The sequence below is a fragment of the Pseudomonas cucumis genome (genome assembly GCF_030687935.1).
Lineage (GTDB): Bacteria > Pseudomonadota > Gammaproteobacteria > Pseudomonadales > Pseudomonadaceae > Aquipseudomonas > Aquipseudomonas cucumis.
Window position 1 is genome coordinate 1134619 of record NZ_CP117454.1, and the last position, 25895, is coordinate 1160513.

Genomic DNA, 25895 nt, shown 5'->3' on the forward strand with positions numbered 1-25895 from the left:
CTGCCGACAGGACGGACTCGGGGATATTTCTGTTACACGACTTCGTGTCGTTACACTTGAGGCATTCGAGGTGAAAACAACGTGTAACCGATAAATAATTCATTATTATCAATAAGTTATATGGATGCGTTACACCTGTAACACGCGTTACACCGATTTTTGAGGGGGGGCGATTACGTGCGCTCATACCGCCTTCCCAAACTGTCCCTGCACCACATTACCCGCTGCCATTTGCTCAAGGTGGTCGGCATACCACTGCATCATCACTACACGCTGTTCTAGGTACTGAGCCTTGTTATATACCCCTGAAATACCTTCCTCTTTGTGTGCAAGCTGCGCCTCAACGTGTTCTTTAGGCCAGCCATGTTCTCGAAGCAATGTGCTCGCTGTGTGGCGAGTCCCGTGTCCAACGAGACGACCTTTGTAGCCTATGGTGGCGAAGACCTTGTTGATTGTGTTTTCACTGATGGTCGGATTTTTTGATCCCACTCCTGGGAAGAGCCAGCGGCTGCGACCGGTTAAGCAATACAGCTCTTTCAGTGCCGCAACGGCTTGGTGGGGAAGGGGGCATACAAAATCCCGGCGCATCTTCATCTTGGCAGCAGGTGTAGTCCAAATGGATTTTTCAAGGTCGAATTCTTTCCATTCAGCCAATCGAACCATGCCGGGTCGTGATGCTGTCCAGACACAAAGCCATGCAGCAGTGCGGGCTGTCAGTCTGCTCGGTGTGTTTCTGAGCGCTTGGAGGAATTCAGCCAGCTCAGGCTCCAGCAAATGTGGATGCTGCTGAGTCTTAGGAGCTTGTGCTGCAATGTCACGCAGGCGGCTGCCTGGATCGTTTTCGGTGAGCCCTAGGCCGATGGCTCGACCGAAGATCTGATTGATCCACGTGCGGCACTTTTCCGCCACGTTGTGTGCGTTTCGAGCCTCGAGGGATGCCTGGAGTTCTGCGCAGTCGGTACGGGTAATTTCGTCGAGGGGCTTATCTCCCAATGCCGGGAGGATGTCTTTGTTGAGGTAAGTGCGGATTTTGTTAAGAGTGGAGGGAGCGAGGCCCTTTTCTTCTTTGGCCTTGAGCCAAGCTTCAGCAGCAGCTCGGAAGGTCCGAGTCCTGGCAGCGTCAATGGCAGCTTTGGCGGAGCGTTTCTGTTCCAGAGGATCGGCGCCGCTGCTAACTACCTTGCGTAGTTCAGCAGCTTTGTCCCGTGCCAATGCACCGCTTACTTCCGGGTAACCCCCGAGCCCCATCCAGGCCCAATTGCCCGCCGGACGTTTGTAGCGGAGCTGCCAGGATTTCCCACCATCAGGTTTGACCCTGAAGTAGAGGCCGTTTCCGTCCAGCTCCCTGTATTCCTTTGATTCTGGCTCCAGCCCCGCAAGCGTCGTGTCTGCTAGAGGGCGGCGCTTGATATCTGCGCGCTTCATCCTTGTATCCCAAAGTTCGGCATTTTTCTCAGGATACAAGCAGGGATACAGGGATACAACGGATAAGGGGATACAGAGGTAGATAGCCAGACACAAAAAAACCGGCTCAAGTGGCCGGTTTCTCTGGGTCTGAGAGTCTGGTAGAGACTTTCAGATACTGCTATATGGTGCCCCGAGGGAGACTCGAACTCCCACTCCTTTCGAAAACGGATTTTGAATCCGCCGCGTCTACCAATTCCGCCATCAGGGCTCAATGGCGGCGAAGTATAGAGATGAGATTACCGTCGGTCAATCAGGTACATAGAGAATTTTCACTATTTCGGCTAGACTTCCGGCCCCTGCTAGACGAACCCCATCATGCGCGTTGCTGACTTTACATTCGAACTCCCTGATTCGCTGATCGCCCGCCACCCTTTGGCCGAGCGTCGCAACAGTCGCCTGTTGACCCTTGATGGGGTCAGTGGCGCCCTGGCACACCGTCAATTCACTGATTTGCTTGAGCATTTGCGCCCGGGCGATTTGATGGTGTTCAACAATACCCGGGTGATTCCGGCGCGGCTGTTTGGCCAGAAGGCTTCCGGCGGCAAGCTGGAGATTCTGGTGGAGCGGGTGCTCGACAGTCATCGCGTGCTGGCGCATGTGCGTTCCAGCAAGTCGCCCAAGCCGGGGTCGAAGATCCTGATCGACGGCGGTGGCGAAGCCGAGATGCTGGCGCGTCACGATGCGTTGTTCGAGCTGGGGTTTGCCGAAGAGGTGTTGCCGCTGCTCGATCGCGTCGGGCACATGCCGTTACCTCCTTATATAGACCGCCCGGATGAAGGCTCGGACCGCGAGCGTTATCAGACGGTGTACGCCGAGCGCCTGGGCGCGGTGGCGGCGCCGACGGCGGGGCTGCATTTCGATCAGCCGCTGATGGAGGCGATTGCCGCCAAGGGCATCGAGACCGCGTTCGTGACCTTGCACGTCGGCGCCGGCACCTTCCAGCCGGTGCGCGTGGAGAAGATTGAAGATCACCACATGCACAGTGAGTGGCTGGAAGTCGGTCAGGACGTGGTCGATGCCGTCGCAGCCTGCCGCGCTCGCGGTGGTCGCGTGGTGGCCGTGGGGACCACCAGCGTGCGTTCCCTGGAAAGCGCCGCGCACGATGGCGTGCTCAAGCCGTTCAGTGGCGATACCGACATCTTTATCTACCCAGGCCGGCCGTTTCATGTGGTCGATGCCTTGGTCACCAATTTCCATTTGCCCGAATCCACGCTGTTGATGCTGGTTTCGGCGTTTGCCGGTTATCCGGAGACCATGGCCGCTTATAAAGCCGCCGTCGACAACGAATACCGCTTTTTCAGCTACGGTGATGCGATGTTTATCACCCGTAATCCCGCACCACGTGGCCCTGAGGACAAAGAATGAGTCGCCAAAGTCGTATGTCGTTTGAGTTGCTTGCTACTGACGGCAAGGCGCGTCGCGGTCGTTTGACCTTCCCGCGCGGTACCGTCGAGACCCCGGCGTTCATGCCAGTGGGCACGTATGGCACGGTCAAGGGCATGCTGCCGCGGGATATCGTCGCCACCGGCGCAGAAATCATTCTGGGTAACACCTTTCACTTGTGGCTGCGTCCTGGCACCGAAGTGATCAAGAAGCACGGCGACCTGCACGATTTCATGCAGTGGAAAGGCCCGATTCTGACCGACTCCGGCGGTTTTCAGGTGTTCAGCCTGGGCGCCATGCGCAAGATCAAGGAGGAGGGCGTGACCTTCGCTTCTCCTGTCGACGGCGCCAAAGTGTTCATGGGCCCGGAAGAGTCGATGCAGGTCCAGCGTGATCTGGGCTCGGACATCGTGATGATCTTCGACGAATGCACCCCGTACCCGGCCGATGAAGACGTCGCTCGCGTATCGATGGAGCTGTCGTTGCGTTGGGCCCAGCGTTCGAAAAACGCCCATGGCGACAACACGGCGGCGTTGTTCGGCATCGTTCAGGGCGGCATGCACCAGGATTTGCGCATGCGCTCCCTGGAAGGCCTCGACAAGATCGGCTTCGATGGCCTGGCCATCGGCGGTCTGTCGGTGGGCGAGCCCAAGCACGAGATGATCAAGGTACTGGATTACCTGCCGGGCCAGATGCCGGCTGACAAACCTCGTTACCTTATGGGCGTTGGCAAACCGGAAGATCTGGTTGAGGGTGTGCGCCGCGGTGTGGACATGTTCGATTGCGTGATGCCAACCCGTAATGCCCGCAACGGGCATCTGTTCATTGATACAGGCGTGCTGAAGATCCGTAACGCGTTCCATCGCCATGATGATTCGCCGCTGGATCCAACCTGCGATTGCTACACCTGCCAGAACTTCTCCCGTGCTTATCTGCATCATCTGGACAAGTGCGGCGAAATGCTGGGTAGCATGTTGAATACCATCCACAATTTGCGCCATTACCAAGTGCTTATGGCTGGTTTGCGCGAGGCTATTCAACAGGGTACATTGGCCGCCTTTGTCGATGCCTTCTACGCCAAACGCGGGCTACCTGTTCCGCCTTTGGACTGAGTTTTCTGACCCCAAGATTCAACATTTGCAACTGGAGTGCTAAATGAGCTTTTTTATCTCTAATGCCATGGCTGACGCCGCTGCACCTGCTGCCGGCCCAATGGGCGGCGGCTTTGAGTGGATTTTCCTGGTCGGTTTCCTGGTCATCTTCTACCTGATGATCTGGCGTCCACAGGCCAAGCGCGCCAAAGAGCAGAAAAACCTGCTGAGCAGCCTGCAAAAAGGTGACGAAGTTGTGACCACCGGTGGTATCGCCGGCAAGATCACCAAAGTGTCCGACGACTTCGTGGTTCTGGAAGTTTCCGACACTGTTGAAATGAAGTTCCAGAAAGGCGCCATCGCCGCCACGCTGCCAAAAGGCACGCTCAAAGCGATCTAAGTTTCAACTTCTACTCAATCGACGGGGCGCGCAAGGCGCCCCGCGTCATAAGCGGGCGGCGTGATGCTGAACAAATACCCTCTGTGGAAATACATTCTGATCCTGGCAGTGCTGGCGATCGGTCTGATTTATTCCGCTCCCAATCTATACCCTGATGACCCGGCCATTCAGGTCAGCGGTGCAAGCACTGCACTGCAGGTCACTCAGGCTGATCTGGATCGTGTGAGCACCGCGCTCAAGGAATCCGGGATCAACGTCAAGGCGGCCACCCTGGCTGCGGGCGGCAAGGGCGGTCTGATCCGTCTGACCAAGGCTGAAGATCAGCTGCCAGCCAAAGACGTCGTGCGCAAGGCATTGGGTGATGACTACGTCGTTGCACTGAACCTGGCACAAACCACCCCGCAATGGCTGCGCAGCCTTGGCGCGCACCCGATGAAGCTGGGTCTGGACTTGTCCGGTGGTGTGCACTTCCTGCTGGAAGTGGACATGGACAAAGCCCTCGACGCACGCCTGAAAGTCTACGAAGGCGACGTCAAGAGCCTGTTGCGTAAAGAGAAACTGCGTTATCGCAGCCTGCCGCAACTGGGCGGTGCCATTCAGCTGGGCTTCACTGATGAAGCAGCCCGTGAAGAAGCGCGTACGCTGATTCGCAAGAACTTCAACGATTTCGACATTGTTCCGGCCGACCTCAATGGCCAACCGGTACTGCGTCTGGCGATGACCCCGGCCAAGCTGGCGGAAATCCGCGAATACTCCATCAAGCAGAACTTGACCACGGTACGTAACCGCGTCAACGAGCTGGGTGTTGCCGAACCTATCGTTCAGCGCCAAGGCGCCAACCGCATCGTGGTTGAGCTGCCGGGCGTGCAAGACACTGCCGAAGCCAAGCGTATCCTCGGCAAGACGGCCAACCTTGAGTTCCGTCTGGCGGCTGAGCCTGGCGCTTCGAAAGCCACTTCCGAATCGTTCGAGTTCCGTGAAGGCAATCGTCCTCCGGCGCTGATCGAGCGTGGCCTGATCATCACCGGTGACCAGGTGACTGACGCCAAGGCTGGCTTCGGCGAGCAAGGCACGCCAGAAGTGAACATCCGTCTGGATGGCCACGGCGGCGAGCTGATGAGTCGTGCGACTCGCAACAACGTCGGTCGCAGCATGGCGGTGATCTTCATCGAACAACGTCCTGTCACCACTTACACCAGGCAAGTGGTCAACGGCGTCGAGAAAGACGTACCGGTTCAGACGTTTAAAGAAGAGAAGAAGATCATCAGCCTGGCGACCATCCAGTCGCCACTGGGTGCCCAGTTCCGCATCACTGGCCTGAACGGCCAGGGCGAATCGTCCGAACTGGCGCTGCTGTTGCGTGCCGGTGGTCTGGCGGCACCGATGTATTTCGCTGAAGAACGTACCATCGGCCCAAGCCTGGGTGCTGACAACATCACCAAAGGTATCGATGCATCGCTGTGGGGGATGCTGTTTGTCTCGCTGTTCATCATGGCCATCTACCGCTTCTTCGGCCTCATCGCCACCGTCGCGCTGACGGTAAACATGGTGATGCTGCTGGCCTTGATGTCGCTGCTGGGTGCAACGCTGACCCTGCCAGGTATCGCCGGTATCGTGTTGACCATGGGTATGGCGGTCGACGCCAACGTACTGATCTTCTCGCGGATACGTGAAGAGATCGCGGCCGGCATGACCGTGCAGCGGGCAATCAACGAAGGCTTCGGCCGGGCATTTACCGCGATTCTCGACGCCAACCTGACAACCTTGTTGGTCGGCGGGATTCTCTTTGCCATGGGCACCGGCCCGGTCAAAGGCTTCGCAGTGACCATGTCCCTCGGGATCTTTACCTCGATGTTCACGGCCATCATGGTGACCCGCGCGATGGTCAACCTGATCTTCGGCGGTCGTGACTTCAAGAAGTTGTGGATTTAAGGGGCTGCCATGTTACGTACAATCAACTTCATGGGCGTTCGCAACGTTGCGTTCGGCGTCACATTGTTCCTTACCGTTCTGGCTCTGTTCAGTGTCGCTACCAAGGGCATGAACTGGGGGCTGGACTTCACCGGCGGTACGCTCATCGAGCTGACCTACGAGCGTCCGGCCGACGTCACCAAAGTGCGTGAGCAACTGGTTACATCGGGTTATAACGAGGCGATCGTACAGAGCTTCGGTGCAACTACCGATTTGCTGGTGCGTATGCCAGGTGAGGACCCGCAGCTGGGTCACCAGGTGGCCGAGGCCTTGCAGAAGGTCGGCGGCGACAACCCTGCGGTGGTCAAGCGCGTCGAGTATGTCGGCCCGCAGGTCGGTGAAGAGCTGCGCGATCAGGGCGGCCTCGGCATGCTGATGGCGCTGGGCGGCATTTTGATCTACCTGGCTTTCCGCTTTCAGTGGAAGTTTGCAGTCGGTGCGATCGTGTCCTTGATCCACGACGTGATCGTGACCATCGGTATCCTGTCGTTCTTCCAGATCACCTTCGACCTGACGGTACTGGCGGCGGTGCTGGCGATCATCGGTTACTCGCTCAACGACACCATCGTGGTATTCGACCGGGTTCGTGAGAACTTCCGGGTACTGCGCAAGGCCAGCCTGATCGAGAACATCAACATCTCGACCACGCAAACCCTGCTGCGGACCATGGCGACGTCGATCTCCACCTTGCTGGCGATCGCGGCCCTGTTGTTCTTCGGTGGCGACAACCTGTTCGGCTTCTCCATTGCCCTGTTCATCGGTGTTCTGGCGGGTACTTACTCGTCGATCTACATCGCGAACGTGGTGCTGATCTGGCTGAACCTGAGCAGCGAGGACCTGATTCCTACTGCGGTGGCCGAGACGGAAGTCGACGACCGTCCATAACGGTTAGCGCTTTTCCAGCTGTAGCCCGAGAAGGCGCGAGTATTGAACTCGCGCCTTTTTTTATGCTCCAAGGCTGGGAGAAGCGCGGGCATGTCCCGCATGTGATGGTCAGGAGGTTCATGTGAACAAGTCGATGCTGGTTGGTGCAGTATTGGGTGCTGTTGGTGTGACGGCCGGGGGGGCTGTTGCCACCTACAGCCTGGTCAAAAAAAGCGGCCCTGAGTATGCACAAGTTCTAGCCGTTGAACCGGTCAAGACACAAATCAAGACTCCACGTGAAGTGTGCAAGGACGTTACGGTTACCCGGCAAGCGCCGGTAAAAGATCAACATCAGATCGCCGGTACGGTGGTCGGCGCGCTGGCTGGTGGCCTGCTGGGCAACCAGATCGGCGGTGGTACAGGCAAGAAAATCGCCACAGTGGCCGGTGCGGTCGGCGGCGGTTATGCGGGCAACAAGGTGCAGGAAGGCATGCAGGAGCGTGATACCTACACCACCACTCAAACCCGCTGTAACACCGTGAATGACATCAGCGACAAGGTTGTAGGCTACGACGTTCGTTATTCGCTGGACGGCAAGGAAGGCAAAGTGCGGATGGATCGCGATCCGGGCAACCAGATTCCGGTCGACAAGGAAGGCAAGTTGGTCCTGGGGCAGAACGAACCGGCTCAACAATAAGCTGAGCGCCTCACGCAAAAAAGAAGCATCCCGCAGGGGATGCTTTTTTTGTGCCTGAATTTTATGTGTCACCGCCAACGTGCTATGAAAGACTCTTCATTTTTCGTGGCCTTACGCCTGCCTGTCTGAGACCCCATGCCTGCCATCGATCATCCCCTGATAGACCAGTTTCTTGACGCCCTTTGGCTGGAAAAAGGCCTTTCCGATAACACCCGCGATGCCTATCGCAGTGACCTGGCCCTGTTCAACGGTTGGTTGCAGGAGAAAGGTCTGGAATTGATCAACGCCGGTCGCGAGTTGATCCTCGATCACTTGGCCTGGCGCCTGGAGCAAAACTACAAACCCCGTTCTACTGCGCGATTTCTCTCTGGTGTGCGTGGCTTTTATCGCTATTTGCTGCGGGAAAAGCTGATCGCTGTCGATCCGACCTTGCGCGTCGATATGCCGCAATTGGGTAGGCCGTTGCCTAAATCCTTGTCGGAAGCCGATGTGGAAGCGTTACTGGCCGCGCCAGACCTGAGCGAAGCCATCGGTCAGCGAGACCGCGCCATGCTGGAGGTGCTTTATGCCTGTGGCTTGCGGGTGACGGAGTTGATCAGCCTGACGCTGGAGCAGGTCAACCTGCGCCAGGGCGTGCTGCGGGTGATGGGCAAGGGCAGCAAGGAGCGACTGGTGCCGATGGGCGAGGAGGCGATTGTCTGGGTCGAGCGCTACATGCGCGATGCCCGTGGCGAGCTGCTGGGCGGGCGTCCCAGCGATGTGCTGTTCCCCAGCCTTCGTGGCGAGCAGATGACCCGCCAGACCTTCTGGCATCGCATCAAGCACCAGGCCAAGGTCGCGGGGATCGGCAAGTCGTTGTCGCCGCACACCCTGCGTCATGCCTTTGCCACGCACTTGCTCAATCACGGTGCCGACCTTCGAGTGGTGCAAATGCTGCTCGGCCACAGCGACCTCTCCACCACTCAGATCTATACTCACGTCGCCCGCGCACGCTTGCAGGACCTGCACGCCAAGCATCACCCAAGGGGTTGAATAGTGTGAGATCAGCTTTGTGTGGGAGCGGGCTTGCCCGCGAATAGGCCGGTACATTCAGCATTTGTGTTGATCGAGACACCGCTATCGTGGGCAAGCCCGCTCCCACAAGGGTCTATGTCTCCCTCGATGTCTTGCGTCTGCCGGAGTCGGCCACACGGGCCTTATGTGGTAGGCTTTGCCGGTTTGTACGATGGGCGGTTATGACCCGGTGTTTCGGCACGGGTGTTCTGATCGTCCCATTTGTCCGCCTTCAGGAGTTCTCATGCGTCTGACCCAGATTTTCGCCGCCGCAGCCATTGCGTTGGTCAGCACCTTTGCCGTCGCCGATGACGCGGCCGACAAAGCCATTCGTAAAAGCCTGGAAAACCTCAAGCTGGACGTGCCGGTCGAAACCATCACCGCCAGCCCGCTGCCAGGTCTGTACGAAGTCAAACTCAAGGGCAGCCGCGTGCTTTACGCCAGCGCCGACGGCCAGTACGTTGTTCAGGGCTACATGTTCCAGCTCAAGGACGGCAAACCGGTCAACCTGACCGAGAAGACCGAGCGTCTGGGCATTTCCAAACTGATCAACAACATTCCAGTGGCTGAAACCGTGGTCTACCCGGCTATCGGCGAAACCAAGTCGCACATCACTGTCTTCACCGACACCACCTGCCCGTACTGCCACAAGCTGCACGCCGAAGTGCCGGAGCTGAACAAGCTGGGTATCGAAGTGCGTTATGTTGCATTCCCGCGCCAGGGCCTTGGCTCGCCGGGTGACGAACAACTGCAAGCCGTGTGGTGCTCCAAGGACAAGAAAGCCGCCATGGACAAGATGGTCGATGGCAAGGAAATCAAGGCCGCCAAGTGCGAGAACCCGGTTTCCAAACAGTTCGCCCTCGGTCAGTCGATCGGTGTGAACGGTACGCCGGCCATCGTTTTGGCCGACGGACAGGTCATTCCGGGCTACCAGCCTGCGCCACAAGTCGCCAAACTGGCACTGGGCGCGAAATAGTTTCGCATCGTCACGGTCAGCCTTGACGATCATGGTCTGGCGGCAACATTGTCGGGCCATTAATAGAGAGCCGCGAGTATGCGGTTGTTTTCACGGCCGGCCTTGAGTCGGCCGTTTTATGGGGAGTTCACAGTGAAACCGGTCAAAGTAGGCATCTGTGGGTTAGGGACCGTCGGTGGCGGTACCTTCAACGTACTTCAGCGCAACGCCGAGGAAATTGCTCGTCGTGCCGGGCGTGGAATCGAAGTGGCACAAATTGCCATGCGCACGCCAAAGCCTCAGTTCCAGACGACCGGTATTGCGATTACCAACGATGTGTTCGAAGTGGCCACGAACCCTGAGATCGACATCGTTATAGAGCTGATGGGCGGCTACACCGTTGCCCGCGAGCTGGTACTCAAGGCCATCGAGAATGGCAAGCATGTGGTCACCGCGAACAAGGCACTGATTGCCGTTCACGGTAATGAAATTTTCGCCAAGGCTCGCGAGAAGGGCGTGATTGTGGCGTTCGAAGCGGCCGTGGCCGGCGGCATTCCGGTGATCAAGGCGATCCGTGAAGGCCTTTCCGCCAACCGCATCAACTGGGTGGCCGGGATCATCAACGGAACCGGCAACTTCATCCTCACCGAAATGCGTGAGAAGGGCCGCACCTTCGAAGACGTCCTCGCCGAGGCGCAAGCTTTGGGTTACGCCGAAGCCGACCCGACTTTCGACGTCGAAGGCATCGATGCAGCCCACAAGCTGACGATCCTGGCATCCATCGCGTTCGGCATTCCGCTGCAATTCGACAAGGCCTACACCGAAGGCATCACCAAGCTGACCACCGCCGACGTGAATTACGCCGAAGCGCTGGGCTATCGCATCAAGCACCTGGGCGTGGCGCGCAGCACCGCGGCCGGCATCGAGCTGCGTGTGCACCCGACGTTGATCCCGGCTGATCGTTTGATCGCCAACGTCAACGGCGTGATGAACGCGGTGATGGTCAACGGTGACGCCGCGGGTTCGACCCTGTTCTACGGTGCTGGTGCCGGCATGGAGCCGACCGCTTCGTCGGTGATCGCCGACCTGGTGGACGTGGTTCGCGCCATGACCTCCGACCCGGAAAATCGCGTACCGCACCTGGCCTTCCAGCCGGATTCGCTGTCGGCCCACCCGATCCTGCCGATCGAGGCCTGCGAAAGCTCCTATTACCTGCGCATCCAGGCCAAGGACCATCCGGGCGTACTGGCTCAGGTGGCGAGTATCCTGTCGGAGCGCGGCATCAACATCGAATCGATCATGCAGAAGGAAGTCGAGGAACACGACGGTCTGGTGCCAATGATCCTGCTGACGCATCGTGTGCTGGAACAGCACATGAACGACGCGATCACCGCCCTGGAGGCCTTGGAAGGCGTGGTCGGCCCGGTCGTACGGATCCGCGTCGAGCACCTGAACTAAGCCGTTATCGTTCACCGGGCTCGCACGCGGGCCCGGCATTGCGAACACTGTCTATTGGAGCCAGTCATGCGTTATATCAGTACCCGCGGCCAGGCACCGGCCCTGAATTTCGAAGACGTCTTGCTGGCAGGTTTGGCCACGGACGGCGGCCTGTACGTGCCGGAAAACCTGCCACGTTTCACCCAGGAAGAGATCGCTTCCTGGGCCGGCCTGCCGTATCACGAGCTGGCCTTCCGGGTGATGCGCCCGTTCGTGACCGGCAGCATCCCTGATGCCGATTTCAAAAAGATTCTTGAAGAAACGTACGGCGTGTTTTCCCACAACGCCGTGGCACCACTGCGTCAGCTCAATGGCAACGAATGGGTAATGGAGCTGTTCCACGGCCCGACCCTGGCGTTCAAGGACTTTGCCCTGCAACTGCTGGGTCGTCTGCTCGACTACGTGCTGGAAAAGCGCGGCGAGCGCGTGGTGATTGTTGGCGCTACCTCCGGCGACACCGGTTCGGCGGCGATCGAAGGTTGCAAGCATTGCGAAAACGTCGACATCTTCATTCTGCACCCGCACAACCGTGTGTCCGAAGTGCAGCGTCGCCAGATGACCACCATTTTCGGCGAGAACATCCACAACATCGCCATCGAAGGCAACTTCGATGACTGCCAGGAAATGGTCAAGGCCAGCTTCGCCGACCAGAGCTTCCTCAAGGGCACGCGCCTGGTGGCGGTGAACTCGATCAACTGGGCGCGGATCATGGCCCAGATCGTTTACTACTTCCACGCAGCCCTGCAACTGGGCGGCCCGGCGCGTTCGGTATCGTTCTCGGTACCGACCGGCAACTTCGGCGATATCTTCGCCGGTTACCTGGCGCGCAACATGGGCCTGCCGATCAACCAGTTGATCGTCGCCACCAATCGCAACGACATCCTGCACCGCTTCATGAGCGGCAATCAGTACGTCAAGGAAACCCTGCACGCCACGCTGTCGCCGTCCATGGACATCATGGTCTCGTCGAACTTCGAACGCCTGCTGTTCGACCTGCACGGCCGCAACGGTGCGGCGATTGCCGGTTTGATGGACACCTTCAAGCAGGGCGGCGGTTTCAGCGTCGAAGAGGAACGCTGGACCGAAGCACGCAAACTGTTCGATTCGCTGGCCGTGGACGACGCCCAAACGTGCGAAACCATTGCTGAAGTCTTTGAGCAAACCGGCGAGCTGTTGGACCCGCACACTGCCATCGGCGTGAAGGCCGCACGCGAATGCCGTCGCAGCCTGGATATCCCGATGGTGATCCTGGGCACGGCCCATCCGGTCAAATTCCCGGATGCAGTGGAAAAAGCCGGTGTAGGAAAAGCGCTCGAACTACCTGCACATCTTTCTGATTTGTTTGAGCGAGATGAACGTTGCACCGTATTGCCGAACGACCTGAAAGCCGTGCAGGCCTTTGTCAGTCAGCATGGCAACCGCGGTAAGCCATTGTAACCGGCAAAAGCTGTCACATTTTGAAGCCCGTCTCCTGACGGGCTTTCTCATTTCTGCATGCCACACTTGTCGGGTTTCGTAAAAGAAGAGCCGCCCATGAAGGACGGGCGAGACGATTACCAAGGAAGTGGCAATGCTGTTTTTTAGAGGGTTTAAACCAGCCGTGTGCTGGATGTTTTTGCTGGGCGCCCTGGGTTTTGGGCAATGGGTAAAGGCTGCACAATTGGCGACACATGAATCCATGAAGTCAGCTGCCATCGCGCGCATTGAGCTGGATGCTCAGGAGCGGCAATGGATTGCTGAACATCCGGTGGTTATCGTCGCATCGGCGCAGTACCCGCTGTATCTGTTCAAGGATGAGCACGGTCACTGGAGCGGTTTGAACAACGATGTGCTCAACCGCATCAGCGCCATGACAGGGTTGCGGTTCGTCCATGAAGAGTCGTTTTCCACCGACCAATTGCTGGAGCGGCTGGAAAGCGGCGCGGCGGACATGAGCACGACGCTGGCAGTAAACGACGAGCGCAAGGTGTTTCTGGATTTCAGTCATGCCTTCGGTGGCGCGGGTTGGGTGCTTGTAGGGCTGACCGGCACCTCAGCGTTACAGTCTTTGGAGCAACTTTCGAAGAGGGTCCTGGTATTGCCGACCCGGCACGCCCTGGAGGGCACGATTCGTCGTGACTACCCGGCGATCGAGCTGCGCTCGGTCAAAACCTACGCCGAAGCCCGGGCACTGGTGGAAAGTGGCGAGGCCTATGCCACCATTGAAAACGAAATCGGAGCGCAGCTCTATCCCTCGGGCCGGCTCAAGGTCGGGCATGCGGTGGAAGGCAAATGGGAGGCTGATCATTTGGCAGTCCGCAAAGGACAGCCGCAATTATTGAGCATCCTCAACAAGGCGCTCGAAGCATTTCCTCCCGCCGAGTTACGTGCCATGCGGCTCAAATGGCTGAGTGGAGTTGCGCCGGTATATGCGCCCTCGGCCTGGCAGCGGATAACCCGATGGGGCTGCTGGGGTGTGTTCATCGTCAGCCTGTTCGGCCTGCTTTCATTACTTTGGAACCGTCGGCTTGCGACACTGATCGAGCAACGACGAGACGCCGAAAAAGACCTCAATGATCAGCTCGCATTCCAGCACGCGTTGATTGACGCCATGCCCGACCCGATGTTCGTGCGCGATCTGCAAGGGCGTTTGATCATGTGCAACAAAAGTTATGAGGAGTGCTTGTCGATCCGTTTCGACCAGGTTCAGGGGCGACAACTGATCGAGCTTGATGTCTTGCCCAAAGCAACCGCTGAGCAGCTGCACGCTGAGTTCATGGCACAGCTCGGTACTCGCAAGACCCGTTTCAGCGAACGTCAGTTGATATTCAAGGATGGCGTCAGGGATATCTACCAGTGGACGGTGCCGTTCTACAGTGCGGACGGTCAATTGCGAGGACTGCTGGGTGGATGGAGCGATATCGGCAAGCGTACAAGGCAGGTGTGAATTGCAATGCGATCTGTAGCAGCTGCCGAGCCTGCGAGGCTGCGTTCGGCTGCGCAGCAGTCGTCAAACCAGAACTTGTGATATGCCAGGCAGACCGCGTTAGCTGGATTCACGACTGCTGCTACAGCCGAACGCAGCCTTCGGCAGCTGCTACAAGAGTGTGTCGCGGCCGAAAGGGCTTAACCGACTGGCGTGAAGCTGTTTTTTTACTGTCATCTTTACCGTGCATGCTCTAACTACCAGAGGCGCCGGTGCGCCTGCCGTTGGAATCCAGAACTTTCTTCTCGGGCCTGTGGTCATTTACTGTGGACACGCCCCAGGCACTTTGTTTTCGGACTATTGAGTGGTGATCGAGATGGAAAGTATCAGTCTATTGCTCGGTGAGGCTCTGAGCCCGTATCAGGTCAAGTTGACCCCATCGGGTGCCCATGGCGAATGCCTGGTGACACTGAAGAGTACGAGCGGCGCTATCGTGGTCGAACGGGCGTTCAATCAGGCCCAGTTAACCGACAAACGTCTGCTGACGGATGTCGTCGACGGGCTGCACCGCGACGTGCTGATCGCTGAAGGACGTCTGGAGCCCTGTGTTATCGCGGCGTTGCGCAATGCTGCTCAGGACAAGATCCTGGCCAGCCGAAATTGAATTGTTTTTTGTGGGAACCTTCCTGCGCCAAGGTCAGTCAGACCATGTAACAGCAGGATCAAGCATTGTGCTCCGGTGCTTGTAGCTTGTTGCTACTGGTCTTTATGTAGGCCACGTTTAACCCCGAGTCGTCTCCCCACTTCTCGGGGTTTCTTTTTGCCTGCGATTTGTCATTGCGCGGCCTGACGTTCGAAAAAGGCCCTGGTTTCTTCCAGGTAGTCCTTGCGTCTTTGTGGATCGAGCCAGTCGGCGTACAGCGGGTCCAGGCGTTCGCGGGGCAGGGCGCGCAATAGCTGATTGATTTCACTGATTGCCTGTCGCCCCTGGGGCGTATTCGAGCAACCGATGTACCCGGACAGGTACTTGCCCGTGCCTTTGACCGAATAGAATTCCAACTGATCATCGGCAATATGTTCCTGACGAGCCTGATAGCGGATTTCTGGCCAGTAACCCAAGACCACCTGCAAACGACCCAGGCGCTGCATCTGCAACAGACTGCCGAGGGCGTCGTTGCCGTAATGAGGCGTCAGCACGCCGGGCGGCGCCTGTTGCAGCAGCGTGTCGAGGAACTGACCGTAACGACGCTCGGCGACCACACCGACTTTCTCTCGACGGCTGGCCAACAGTGCTGCCAGATCGACTTCATCGCCAATGAGAAAGGGCTCCAGCACCGACCGATCTTCACGTCGGATCACCAGCCCATTGCTGACCGCCCGGAAGACCGGTATGGAAAACGCAATCCAGTGTTCGCGCTCCTCGCTCCAGATCAGCGAAGGGTCGCAGGTAAAGGATTTTTCATGGAGCATTTGCATGCCGCGGGCGCGATTGACCCGCATCAGGGTGTGTTCGTACTGCGGCATGCCGGCGATCAACAGCGGCATCAGTTGATCGACAACCCCCTGGCCTTTTTTCGGGCCTTCGAAGATCGTCACGGGTGGCAGATCGCGCAGCAGCCAGAGCAAATGCTCTTTAGGTTGCGCCAGGGCCGGGGACATCAGCCCCGCCAACAACCCGAGCACCGCCAGCACACGCCCGACGCCGACGTAACCGATGACTGATGAAAGCAGGCGCTTCAGCTTAGATGGCCCCGTCTTCACGTAGCCGTGCGATCTGTGCCAGGTCGTAGCCAAGGTCGTGGAGTATTTGCGCATTGTGTTCACCCAGCTGCGGCCCGACCCATTCGGAGCTGCCGGGCGTCTCAGAGAGTTTTGGCACAATGCCGGGCATCTTGAAGTCCTTGCCGTCGGGCAGCTTGGCCTGCAAGAACATTTCCCGGGCCAGGTACTGCGGATCACTGAACATGTCTTCGGCACTGAAGATCCGGCTGGCGGGCACGTCGGCCTGGTTCAGTTGCTCGATCACCGCGTCCAGCGACAGTGAGTTGACCCAGCGATCGATCACCCCGTAAATCTCATCGCGACGGCTGTCGCGTCCGTCGTTGCTGGCCAGCACAGGATCATTGGCCAGGTCTTCGCGACCGATGATCAGCATGAAACGCTTGAAGATCGCATCGCCGTTGGCGCCGATCTGCACGTGTTTGCCGTCGGCGCTGGTGTGAATGGAGGAGGGCGTGATACCCGGCATGATGTTACCGGTGCGTTCGCGGATGAAGCCGAACACATCAAACTCCGGGACCATGCTTTCCATCATGGCGAAGATCGCTTCGTACAGCGCCACATCCACCACTTGGCCTAAACCGCCGTTGACCTCGCGATGACGCAAGGCCATCAGCGCACCAATCACGCCCCAGAGCGCGGCAATCGAATCACCGATGGAAATCCCGGTGCGCACCGGCGGCCGGTCCTCGAACCCGGTGATGTAGCGCAAGCCGCCCATGGATTCACCGACCGCGCCGAAGCCTGGCTGATCTTTCATCGGCCCGGTCTGGCCAAAGCCCGAGAGCCGCACCATCACCAGTTTCGGGTTCAGTGCGTGCAAGACTTCCCAGCCCAGGCCGAGCTTTTCCAGCACGCCGGGGCGAAAATTCTCGATCAGGATGTCTGCTTCGCTGAGCAGCTGTTTCAGAATCGCCAGGCCGTCCGGGTGTTTCAGGTTCAGGGTCAAAGACTTCTTGTTCCGCGCCTGAACGAACCACCACAGCGAAGTGCCTTCATACAACTTGCGCCATTTGCGCAATGGATCACCGCCGTCCGGGGACTCGATCTTGATCACTTCGGCGCCGAACTCGCCGCAAATACGCGAGGCAAACGGCCCGGCAATCAACGTACCCAATTCGATGACTTTCAGACCGGAGAGCGGTTTGTTGGAAAACGGCATGCTGAATCCTGTAGGACAAAGGCTGAGCGGATGCAGAGTTTTAACATAGGCCGACGTCCATAGCCCAAAGTTGATCGCCTTCAATTCGTTGATTGCCTGTTGCATCGGTTAGACTTGCCGCCTTTCCTCGTATCAAGAAGCCCGTTCATGGCCCAGCCGTCCACGACCTACAAGTTTGAACTGAACCTCACCGACCTCGACCGCAGCGTCTACGAGAGCGTGAAGCAGACCATCGCCCGTCACCCTTCGGAAACCGAAGAGCGCATGACCGTGCGGCTGCTGGCCTACGCCTTCTGGTACAACGAGCAGTTGTCCTTCGGTCGCGGTCTGTCAGACGTGGATGAGCCAGCGCTGTGGGAAAAGAGCCTGGATGATCGTGTCCTGCACTGGATCGAAGTCGGCCAGCCAGACGCCGATCGCCTGACCTGGTGCTCGCGCCGCACCGAGCGCACCAGCCTGCTGGCTTACGGCAGCCTGCGTGTCTGGGAAGGCAAAGTGATCCCGGCGATCAAAACCCTGAAAAACGTCAACATCGCCGCCGTACCCCAGGAAGTGCTGGAAACCCTGGCCAAGGACATGCCCCGCGTTATCAAGTGGGATGTGATGATCAGCGAAGGAACGATTTTCGTCACCGACGACCGTGGTCAGCATGAAGTTCAGTTGCAGTGGCTGAGCGGCGAACGCGGCTGATTATTCGCCGCTGAACCGCGTTACCCGGTTTTATCCTACGTATTCAAGAGAAGCACCTGTCACCCCATGCGCATCGAACCTCGCCTGTTGCCCGAAATCCTGCCATTCCTCGGTGATATTCCACCACTGCTGACCCGCCTTTACGCAGCGCGGGGCGTGCAGTCCGAGGCTGAACTGGACAAGAGTCTGGCGCGGCTGATTCCGTATCAGCAGCTCAAAGGCATCGATGCGGCGGTGGATTTGCTGGTGACGGCCCTGGAGCAACGTCAGCGGATTCTGATCGTCGGCGACTTCGACGCCGATGGTGCGACGGCCAGTACCGTGGGCATGCTGGGGTTGCGCCTGTTGGGCGCGGCGCATGTCGACTATCTGGTGCCGAACCGGTTCGAGTACGGCTATGGCCTGACGCCGGAGATCGTTGAAGTGGCGCTGACCCGCGAGCCGCAACTGCTGATCACCGTGGACAACGGCATCTCCAGCGTCGAAGGCGTGGCGGCGGCGAAAAAGGCCGGGCTCAAGGTGCTGGTCACCGATCACCACTTGCCCGGCGATGAACTGCCGTTGGCCGATGCCATCGTCAACCCGAATCAGCCGGGTTGCGAGTTTCCGAGCAAAGCCCTGGCCGGTGTCGGGGTGATTTTCTATGTGCTGATGGCCCTGCGCGCGCGTCTGCGCAGCCTGGGTTGGTACGAAAGCAAGCCGCAGCCGAACATTGGCGAACTGCTGGACCTGGTGGCGCTGGGCAGCGTCGCCGACGTGGTGCCGCTGGATGCCAACAACCGGATTCTGGTGCATCAGGGGCTGGAGCGGATTCGCGCCGGGCGAGCGCGACCGGGGCTCAAGGCGATCCTTGAAGTGGCCAAGCGCGACCCTTCGCGCATCACCTCCACCGACTTGGGCTTCATCCTCGGCCCGCGTCTGAACGCGGCGGGGCGTCTGGACGACATGAGCCTGGGCATCGAATGCCTGCTCACCGAAGACGCGGGCGCTGCCCGTGAAATGGCCGCTCAGCTGGATGGCATGAACCAGGACCGCAAATCCATCGAGCAGGGCATGCAGCGTGAGGCGCTGGCCCAGCTCAAGGATTTGCCGGTGGAGTCGATGCCGTTCGGCCTGTGCCTGTTCGATCCCGAGTGGCACCAGGGTGTCATCGGTATCCTCGCGTCCCGTATGAAAGAGCGCTATTTCCGTCCGACCATTGCCTTTGCCGATGCCGGTGATGGCCTGCTCAAGGGCTCGGGGCGTTCGGTTCAGGGCTTTCATATTCGTGATGCCTTGAGCGTGGTCGCGGCGCAGCATCCCAACCTGATCAGCAAATACGGCGGCCACGCCATGGCGGCCGGCCTGACGTTGCCGGAAGCGAATTTTCCGTTGTTCGCCGAGGCCTTTGACGCTGAAGTGCGTAGGCAATTGCGTGAAGAGGATTTGACCGGGCGCCTGCTGTCGGACGGCACTTTGGCGGTTGAGGAGTTCCACCTGGAACTGGCCCGTGCCCTGCGCCATGCCGGGCCTTGGGGACAACACTTCCCGGAGCCGCTGTTTCACGGGGTGTTCCAGTTGGTCGAGCAACGCGTCGTGGGTGAACGACACCTCAAAGTGGTGCTGAAGAGTGAATGCGGTTCGGTGAAGCTGGACGGCATTGCCTTCGGTATCGACCGCGATATCTGGCCAAATCCGACCATCAAGTGGGTCGAATTGGCTTACAAGCTCGACCTCAATGAGTTCCGTGGGAACGAGACCGTTCAGTTGATGATTGCCCATATCGAACCGCGTTAAGTCCTTCGCGGGCAAGCCTCGCTCCTACAGACTGTGCATAACCTGTAGGAGTGAGGCTTGCCCGCGAAAGCAAACTTTCTGACACCCAATCTCTCGGAACCCTCCTTCATCCCCCGATGTCGACTAGGCTCTAAGCACTGCTTGATTATCCTTGTGACGTCTTGTCGAATTTTTTGCCCGCGGGGGCGGGTGCTGCACCTTTTCCTGTCACTCGTCGACTATTCAAACAGAACCCTGGAGCCTGCCCACTGATACGAGAGGTGCCCCATGAGTCTGCTGCTTGAACCCTATACCCTTCGTCAATTGACCCTGCTTAACCGCATTGCGGTGTCACCGATGTGCCAGTACTCAAGCGTCGATGGACTGGCCAATGACTGGCATCTGGTCCATCTCGGTAGCCGCGCTATCGGCGGCGCCGGTCTGGTATTCACCGAAGCCACGGCGGTCACCGCCGATGGGCGCATCACTGCCCAGGACCTCGGCCTTTGGAATGATCAACAGATCGAATCCTTGCAACGTATTACGCGCTTCATCGCCGCTCAGGGCGCCGTTGCCGGTATTCAGTTGGCCCACGCCGGGCGCAAGGCCAGCACGCATCGGCCGTGGCTCGGCAAGCATGGCAGCGTCAAGCCGGAAGACGGTGGCTGGATTCCGGTCGGCCCCTCGCCGATTGCTTTCGACCCTCAGCACACACCACCCAAGCAACTCGATGAGGGCGAAATCGCTGACATCATTCAGGCCTTCGTCGATTCGGCCAAACGGGCGTTGACCGCCGGTTTCAAAGTAGTCGAAGTGCATGCCGCCCATGGTTACCTGTTGCACCAATTTCTTTCGCCTCTGAGCAATCAGCGGCGCGATCAGTACGGCGGTTCGTTCGAGAATCGGATTCGGCTGGTGCTGCAAGTCACCGAAGCGGTGCGTGCGGTGTGGCCTGAAGAATTACCGGTGTTTGTGCGGGTGTCGGCCACCGATTGGGTGGAAGACGGCTGGAACCCCGATGAAACCGTGGAGCTGGCGCGGCGCCTAAAAGACCTGGGCGTGGACCTGATCGACGTCTCATCGGGCGGTACGGCGGTAAACGCCGAGATTCCTACAGGCCCCGGTTATCAGACCCGTTTTGCCGAGCGCGTACGCAAGGAGTCAGGCATTGCCACCGGCACTGTAGGAATGATCACCGAGCCAGCCCAGGCCGAGCACATTCTGCGCACCTGTCAGGCCGACATCATCTTCCTCGCCCGGGAGTTGTTGCGTGATCCGTATTGGCCGCTGCATGCCGATGATGATCTGGGCGGGCACAAAGCTATTTGGCCGGCGCAATATCATCGGGCTACCCATCGTGACCAGCCGATTCATGAATCGGATTTGCGTGACTGAATGCCGTTGTAAAACCAAAAAGCCCCGGTCGTGTTGACCGGGGCTTTTGCATTTTTGTGTCGAGAGGTTTGTCGGCTGTCCTGCCGCCTTCGCGGGCAAGCCCGCTCCCACAAGGATCGGCGGCGTACACAAATTTTGTGAACAACCCCATCACTGTGGGAGCGGGCTTGCCCGCGAAGGGGTCGGTTCAGGCGCCCACTTACCGTCAGGTGTACTTACGCTTATCTGGCGCCGGCGGGAAATACTGGTACAACCAGGTTTCACTCAACGTGCGGTCATTGGTGCGAATGAACAACCGCAGCTCCACCGGGGCCACGCTGTCGTTGGTCGGGTACCAGTCGAAAGTAATGCGGTAGCCTTTGATATCATCCAGTACCAACACATTGAAGTCCTTCACCTGGCCGTTAGAGCAGGTCACCACCGGCTCGATCCCCGCACCTTCGGGCAAGCGGTCCAGACCACCGCCGGTGAAGTCCACGGCAAAGCGTCGCGCCCAGACTTCCGGGTAATGCTCGCCCGGCGCCCAGCCTTCGATAAAACCGCCCATGCCCGAACGGGTCGCGTGGACCCGCGCCAGCGGCGTGCTCACCGGTGGCAGAGCGCTCCAATAGAGCTTGTAGCCATAGTTGAGGGAGTCCCCGGCCGCGACCGGTTTTTTCGGCGTCCAGAACGCGACGATGTTATCCAGGGTCTCGCCGGTTGTAGGAATTTCCAGCAAGTCGATAGAGCCTTCGCCCCATGCGGTTGTAGGTTCTACCCATAGGCTCGGGCGCTTGCTGTACCAGTCGACGGTGTCCTGATAATTGGCGAACTCGTGATCGGTCTGCACCAAGCCGAAACCTTTCGGGTCGGTGTCGGCAAAGGCATTGAATTGCAGGGTGGCCGGGTTATTCAGCGGGCGGCAGATCCACTCGCCATTGCCGCGCCACATGGCCAGGCGATCGGAGTCGTGGATTTGCGGGTGAATGGTGTCGCACATGCGCCGCTCGTGGGTGCCGCAGCTGAACATGCTGGTCATCGGCGCGATGCCCAGTTGCTCGATGGCGGTGCGGGCATTGACGTGGGCATCGACTTCCATCACCACACGCTCGGCCTGGCAATCGATATCAAAACGATAGGCGCCGGTGGCGCTCGGCGAATCGAGCAGGGCATACACCACGAAGCGAGTGCTGTCCTTGTCCGGTGTCTCGAACCAGAACTTGGTGAAGTCCGGGAATTCTTCGCGTTTCTTGGCGTACGTATCGATCGCCAGGCCGCGGGCCGACAAACCGTACTGGCCGGTGGCGTCTACCGCGCGGAAGTAGCTGGCGCCGAGGAACGACAACACGTCGTGCTGATCCAGCTCCGGGGCCTTGAACAGCTTGAACCCGGAGAAACCCAGATCGCCCTTGAGCTGTTTGGTGTCAACAGTGGTTTTTTCGTAGTTGAACAGCGACGGGCGGAAATGCACCTCGCGCGCCAGTCGAGTCTTGGGATCGACGCTGTACATGCGCACCGGTTGCTTGAAACCCATACCGACGTGGAAAAACTGCACGTCCAGCTGGCCTTTCAAGTCCTTCCACAGCGAGTGATTGCCGTCATAGCGGATGGCGTTGAAGTTCTGCGGCGTCATGGTCGCCAGCGTCGGCGGCAGCACCTGTTTGGTGTCCTGATAGGGCTTTCCGGCGAGCTGTTTGGCCTGGCTCTTCAGCGCTTCGAAGTCGAACGCCTGTGCGTCGCCATCGGCGGCGCTGCTACCGGCCCAGGCGTTCGCGGCCAACAGGCCGGTGGCTGAGAGACCGGTGTAAGCCGCGATGGCCATGGAGGCTTTGAGCAAATTCCTGCGGTGCATAAGTACAACCTGTCGTGAACAATCCCGCGCCGTTCCTGGCACGTGCTGGATCAAAAATAACGGTTCGGACATGCCTTGGCCAAACGCAACGGACCTTAAAGAGATGCCAAATACTTTAAACCGTTCGGTCGGAGAGCAAAAATGATTGATGGCACAGCGACAGCGCGGCAATGAAACAAGACATTTCAGGTAGCGTTTCTTACAGCACTTTCTGATTTATAGGGCATATCTGCTTTTTTCGACTAATTACTCTAAAAACGCTTTTCAGCGCCAAATTAATTTCTATTCTATGGGGCATGACCGGTTTCGGCCCTTCAGGCCGGTGGGTTCGGCGGGCATAAGGTGACCGCTGAAAGTGATAGGGCGATGCGGTTTTAAAGTTTTCTCTGACGTATAGAAGGACATCGTCCATGTCGAAAGTACAAGGCATTACTGAAATATTAGGAATCTTCCCCTGGCTGGCTACCGGGCAGCGAAAGCGTCGGCTCAGTTCGGAGGAGTTGAAGTTGGTGGAGCGGTATCGCGAGTTGTCGGAGAGCGACCGGATTGCGATGCGGTATTTGGTGGATGCGATGCGGAGTGTTTCGCGGTTTTGAGGAGGTGATGGATTCGGCCATGACAGCGTTGTTGCGGTCGGATCCTTCAGAACGAAGAGAACTTGCCTACGATGAGTGGCGGTTGCAGGTTCGCACGCTAAGTATTACGTTTGTCCGTAGAGTAATACTTCAGGAGGTCATCATGACAACAACCATGACCAGTAAAGGGCAAGTCACCATTCCCAAGCCTATTCGGGACGCATTGCACCTGAAACCAGGTGCGGCAATTGAATTCAGTGTCAACGCGCAAGGTGAAGTGGTACTGCACAGCGGTAAACCCAAAATGGGTAAGGCAGTCACTATCGACCGCTTCGAAGCCGTGCGTGGAAAGGCGGATATAAAATGGCGAACCGACGATTTGATGGCGCTATTACGGGGTGACGACTGATGATATTGGTCGACACGAACGTGTTGATTGATGTCTTGGAGGATGACCCTGTCTGGGCTGATTGGTCCATACAACAGCTTCGCGCCCAATCCCAGATCCATGAATTGGCGATCAATCCGATTATTTACGCCGAACTGTCACAGACATTTTCCAGTTTCGAAGCGTTGGATTATGTCGTCACTCAGCTTGGTCTTGCGATGCAAGAAGTCCCGCGTCCTGCTTTGTTTTTGGCAGGAAAGGCTTTCGTTCGTTACCGTAAAGTGGGTGGTGGAAAAAATAATGTTTTGGCGGATTTTTTCATCGGGGCTCATGCTGCTGTGAAAAAGTTGCCGTTATTGACGCGGGATGCCAAGCGCTACCGTAGCTATTTTCCATCAGTTGAGTTGATAGTGCCGGTCTGACAGCTCTGTGTTTCCACGGATGAATCTGTCGAGATGGCAATCGGTAAAGGTTTTTGAGTTCTTCCTTGATTGGGCGGTGACACCATTGCGAGCAAGCTCGCTCCCACAGATTGAGCGCAGTTCCTGTAGGAGCGAGCGGTGCGGCGATCCGACTTGCCCGCCAAGCTTTTAATGCTTGAACATCACGTGCCGCACAACGGTGTAATCCTCCAGCCCATACATCGACATGTCTTTCCCATAACCGGACAGTTTCTGACCGCCGTGAGGCATTTCGCTGACCAGCATGAAGTGGGTGTTTACCCATGTGCAGCCGTACTGCAAACGTGCAGACAGCCGATGCGCGCGGCCGACGTCCGCGGTCCAGACTGACGACGCCAGGCCGTAGTCTGAATCGTTGGCCCAAGCTAGCGCCTGCGCTTCATCGGTGAACTTGGTGACCGACACTACCGGTCCGAACACTTCGCGGCGCACAATCTCGTCGTCCTGTTGCACGTCAGCCAGCACCGTCGGTTCAAAGAAGAAACCATTGCCTTCCACCGCTTTGCCGCCTGTGATCAAACGAATGTGCGGTTGCTTGATGGCACGCTCGACAAACCCTGTCACGCGATCGCGATGCTGCGCGCTGATCAACGGGCCCAGCTCCGTCGATGGATCATCCTGCAAGCCGTACTTGATACTGCTGACGGCCGCGCCGAGCTTCTCGACGAACTGGTCGTAGATGCCTGCCTGCACGTAAATGCGGCAGGCGGCGGTGCAATCCTGGCCGGCGTTGTAGAAACCGAAGGTGCGAATGCCTTCTACGGCGGCGTCGATGTCGGCATCGTCGAAGATGATCACTGGCGCCTTGCCGCCCAGTTCCATGTGCAAGCGTTTGACGCTGCCGGCGGTGCTGGAAATGATGTTCGAACCAGTGGCGATCGAGCCGGTCAGCGATACCATGCGCACTTTCGGGTGACTGACCAATGGGCTACCGACCGTAGGACCGCGACCGAACACCAGGTTAAGCACGCCCGCCGGGAAGATTTCCGACGCCAGTTCTGCCAGGCGCAGGGCGGTCAGCGGGGTTTGTTCTGACGGCTTGAGCACCACAGTATTACCGGCGGCCAGGGCCGGGGCGATTTTCCAGGCGACCATCATCAGCGGGTAGTTCCACGGCGCGATGGAGGCGATGACGCCCACCGGGTCGCGGCGGATCATCGAGGTGTGGCCGGGCAAATATTCACCCCCTAGCGCACCGCTCATGCAACGGCTGGCGCCGGCGAAGAAACGGAACACGTCGGCAATCGCCGGGATTTCATCGTTCAGCGCGGCGCTGTAGGGTTTGCCGCAGTTGTCCGACTCCAACTTGGACAGCTCTTCGCCATGGGCTTCGATGATGTCGGCGAGTTTGAGCAGCAACAGCGAACGTTCTTTCGGCGTGGTTTGCGACCAGGATTGGAAGGCGTTGTCGGCGGCCCGAACGGCGGCATCGATCTGGGCTTCGCTGGCTTCATTGATTTCTACCAGCACACGGCCGAGGGCCGGGTTGAACACGGCTTGGGCGGGACCGTCGCCGTTGACGAGTTGGCCGTTGATCAAGAGTTTGGTTTGCATGGCTTTGTCCTCATCGAAGCGG

General features: G+C 58.4%; 23 protein-coding genes and 1 tRNA gene. 18 read left to right on the forward strand and 6 right to left on the reverse strand.

Going from position 1 to position 25895, the window contains the following annotated elements; genetic code table 11:
- Window positions 1-183 precede the first annotated feature (183 nt).
- Complete coding sequence (locus PSH97_RS04920; RefSeq protein ID WP_305448328.1) at window positions 184-1425, reverse strand: tyrosine-type recombinase/integrase; 1242 nt, start codon at window positions 1423-1425, stop codon at window positions 184-186.
- A gap of 165 nt (window positions 1426-1590) precedes the next feature.
- Window positions 1591-1675: transfer RNA gene (locus PSH97_RS04925), tRNA-Leu, on the reverse strand.
- Between the two features lie 107 nt (window positions 1676-1782).
- On the opposite strand from PSH97_RS04925, the gene queA reads away from it, so the two are divergent.
- The 12 genes from queA (at window position 1783) to PSH97_RS04985 (ending at window position 14947) form a co-directional block, all read left to right on the forward strand.
- On the forward strand, window positions 1783-2832 hold the full coding sequence (gene queA, locus PSH97_RS04930) for a tRNA preQ1(34) S-adenosylmethionine ribosyltransferase-isomerase QueA (protein WP_305448329.1): 1050 nt from the start codon (window positions 1783-1785) through the stop codon (window positions 2830-2832).
- A 14-nt stretch (window positions 2833-2846) separates the two neighbouring features.
- On the forward strand, window positions 2847-3962 hold the full coding sequence (tgt, locus tag PSH97_RS04935; protein WP_019651852.1) for a tRNA guanosine(34) transglycosylase Tgt: 1116 nt from the start codon (window positions 2847-2849) through the stop codon (window positions 3960-3962).
- A gap of 43 nt (window positions 3963-4005) precedes the next feature.
- Window positions 4006-4341 (forward strand): preprotein translocase subunit YajC, encoded by a 336-nt coding sequence (yajC, locus tag PSH97_RS04940; protein WP_007934009.1) that lies wholly within the window; start codon window positions 4006-4008, stop codon window positions 4339-4341.
- Between the two features lie 63 nt (window positions 4342-4404).
- Complete coding sequence (gene secD / locus PSH97_RS04945) at window positions 4405-6273, forward strand: protein translocase subunit SecD (protein ID WP_305448330.1); 1869 nt, start codon at window positions 4405-4407, stop codon at window positions 6271-6273.
- Between the two features lie 9 nt (window positions 6274-6282).
- Window positions 6283-7197, forward strand: coding sequence for a protein translocase subunit SecF (gene secF, locus PSH97_RS04950; protein ID WP_305448331.1), 915 nt, complete (start codon window positions 6283-6285; stop codon window positions 7195-7197).
- Between the two features lie 121 nt (window positions 7198-7318).
- Window positions 7319-7873, forward strand: coding sequence for a glycine zipper 2TM domain-containing protein (locus tag PSH97_RS04955; RefSeq protein WP_305448332.1), 555 nt, complete (start codon window positions 7319-7321; stop codon window positions 7871-7873).
- Window positions 7874-8008: 135 nt separating this feature from the next.
- Window positions 8009-8905 (forward strand): site-specific tyrosine recombinase XerD, encoded by an 897-nt coding sequence (gene xerD / locus PSH97_RS04960; protein WP_019651849.1) that lies wholly within the window; start codon window positions 8009-8011, stop codon window positions 8903-8905.
- Between the two features lie 265 nt (window positions 8906-9170).
- Entirely contained in the window at window positions 9171-9902 is a 732-nt protein-coding gene (gene dsbC / locus PSH97_RS04965; RefSeq protein WP_305448333.1) for a bifunctional protein-disulfide isomerase/oxidoreductase DsbC, read from the forward strand.
- 132 nt (window positions 9903-10034) lie between these two features.
- Complete coding sequence (locus tag PSH97_RS04970) at window positions 10035-11339, forward strand: homoserine dehydrogenase (RefSeq protein WP_038980216.1); 1305 nt, start codon at window positions 10035-10037, stop codon at window positions 11337-11339.
- Window positions 11340-11405: 66 nt separating this feature from the next.
- Complete coding sequence (gene thrC / locus PSH97_RS04975; protein WP_305448334.1) at window positions 11406-12815, forward strand: threonine synthase; 1410 nt, start codon at window positions 11406-11408, stop codon at window positions 12813-12815.
- Window positions 12816-12948: 133 nt separating this feature from the next.
- Window positions 12949-14304: a transporter substrate-binding domain-containing protein gene (locus tag PSH97_RS04980; RefSeq protein ID WP_305448335.1), complete on the forward strand. Its 1356-nt coding sequence runs from the start codon at window positions 12949-12951 to the stop codon at window positions 14302-14304.
- Window positions 14305-14659: 355 nt separating this feature from the next.
- Window positions 14660-14947 carry a DUF3509 domain-containing protein gene (locus PSH97_RS04985; protein WP_218398534.1) on the forward strand — a complete coding sequence of 96 codons (288 nt, stop codon included), beginning with the start codon at window positions 14660-14662 and terminating at the stop codon, window positions 14945-14947.
- Between the two features lie 170 nt (window positions 14948-15117).
- Here PSH97_RS04985 and PSH97_RS04990 read toward each other — a convergent pair whose 3' ends face one another.
- Together PSH97_RS04990 and PSH97_RS04995 are read right to left on the reverse strand one after the other, a co-directional pair.
- Complete coding sequence (locus PSH97_RS04990; protein WP_305448336.1) at window positions 15118-16044, reverse strand: TIGR02285 family protein; 927 nt, start codon at window positions 16042-16044, stop codon at window positions 15118-15120.
- Window positions 16025-17224: a CaiB/BaiF CoA transferase family protein gene (locus tag PSH97_RS04995; RefSeq protein WP_305448337.1), complete on the reverse strand. Its 1200-nt coding sequence runs from the start codon at window positions 17222-17224 to the stop codon at window positions 16025-16027. Before PSH97_RS04995 ends, PSH97_RS04990 begins: the two co-directional genes overlap by 20 nt.
- A 147-nt stretch (window positions 17225-17371) precedes the next feature.
- On the opposite strand from PSH97_RS04995, the gene PSH97_RS05000 reads away from it, so the two are divergent.
- The 3 genes from PSH97_RS05000 (at window position 17372) to PSH97_RS05010 (ending at window position 21064) form a co-directional block, all read left to right on the forward strand.
- The gene (locus PSH97_RS05000) at window positions 17372-17914 is read left to right on the forward strand and encodes a YaeQ family protein (RefSeq protein WP_305448338.1); all 543 of its coding nucleotides are present in this window, start codon (window positions 17372-17374) and stop codon (window positions 17912-17914) included.
- Between the two features lie 66 nt (window positions 17915-17980).
- Window positions 17981-19690, forward strand: a complete 1710-nt coding sequence (recJ, locus tag PSH97_RS05005; protein WP_305448339.1) for a single-stranded-DNA-specific exonuclease RecJ — start codon at window positions 17981-17983, stop codon at window positions 19688-19690.
- A gap of 267 nt (window positions 19691-19957) precedes the next feature.
- Window positions 19958-21064, forward strand: a complete 1107-nt coding sequence (locus PSH97_RS05010; protein ID WP_305448340.1) for an NADH:flavin oxidoreductase/NADH oxidase — start codon at window positions 19958-19960, stop codon at window positions 21062-21064.
- A 205-nt stretch (window positions 21065-21269) separates the two neighbouring features.
- On the opposite strand, the gene PSH97_RS05015 is transcribed toward PSH97_RS05010, so the two are convergent.
- On the reverse strand, window positions 21270-22895 hold the full coding sequence (locus PSH97_RS05015; protein ID WP_305448341.1) for a glucan biosynthesis protein D: 1626 nt from the start codon (window positions 22893-22895) through the stop codon (window positions 21270-21272).
- A gap of 410 nt (window positions 22896-23305) precedes the next feature.
- Between PSH97_RS05015 and PSH97_RS05020 the strand changes: the two genes are divergently transcribed.
- The 3 genes from PSH97_RS05020 (at window position 23306) to PSH97_RS05030 (ending at window position 24280) form a co-directional block, all read left to right on the forward strand.
- Window positions 23306-23491 (forward strand): hypothetical protein, encoded by a 186-nt coding sequence (locus tag PSH97_RS05020; RefSeq protein WP_305448342.1) that lies wholly within the window; start codon window positions 23306-23308, stop codon window positions 23489-23491.
- A gap of 142 nt (window positions 23492-23633) precedes the next feature.
- Window positions 23634-23879, forward strand: coding sequence for an AbrB/MazE/SpoVT family DNA-binding domain-containing protein (locus PSH97_RS05025; RefSeq protein WP_030131147.1), 246 nt, complete (start codon window positions 23634-23636; stop codon window positions 23877-23879).
- On the forward strand, window positions 23879-24280 hold the full coding sequence (locus tag PSH97_RS05030; RefSeq protein ID WP_305448343.1) for a type II toxin-antitoxin system VapC family toxin: 402 nt from the start codon (window positions 23879-23881) through the stop codon (window positions 24278-24280). Before PSH97_RS05025 ends, PSH97_RS05030 begins: the two co-directional genes overlap by 1 nt.
- Before the next feature lie 168 nt (window positions 24281-24448).
- Here PSH97_RS05030 and PSH97_RS05035 read toward each other — a convergent pair whose 3' ends face one another.
- On the reverse strand, window positions 24449-25873 hold the full coding sequence (locus PSH97_RS05035; protein ID WP_305448344.1) for a gamma-aminobutyraldehyde dehydrogenase: 1425 nt from the start codon (window positions 25871-25873) through the stop codon (window positions 24449-24451).
- Window positions 25874-25895: the final 22 nt, after the last annotated feature.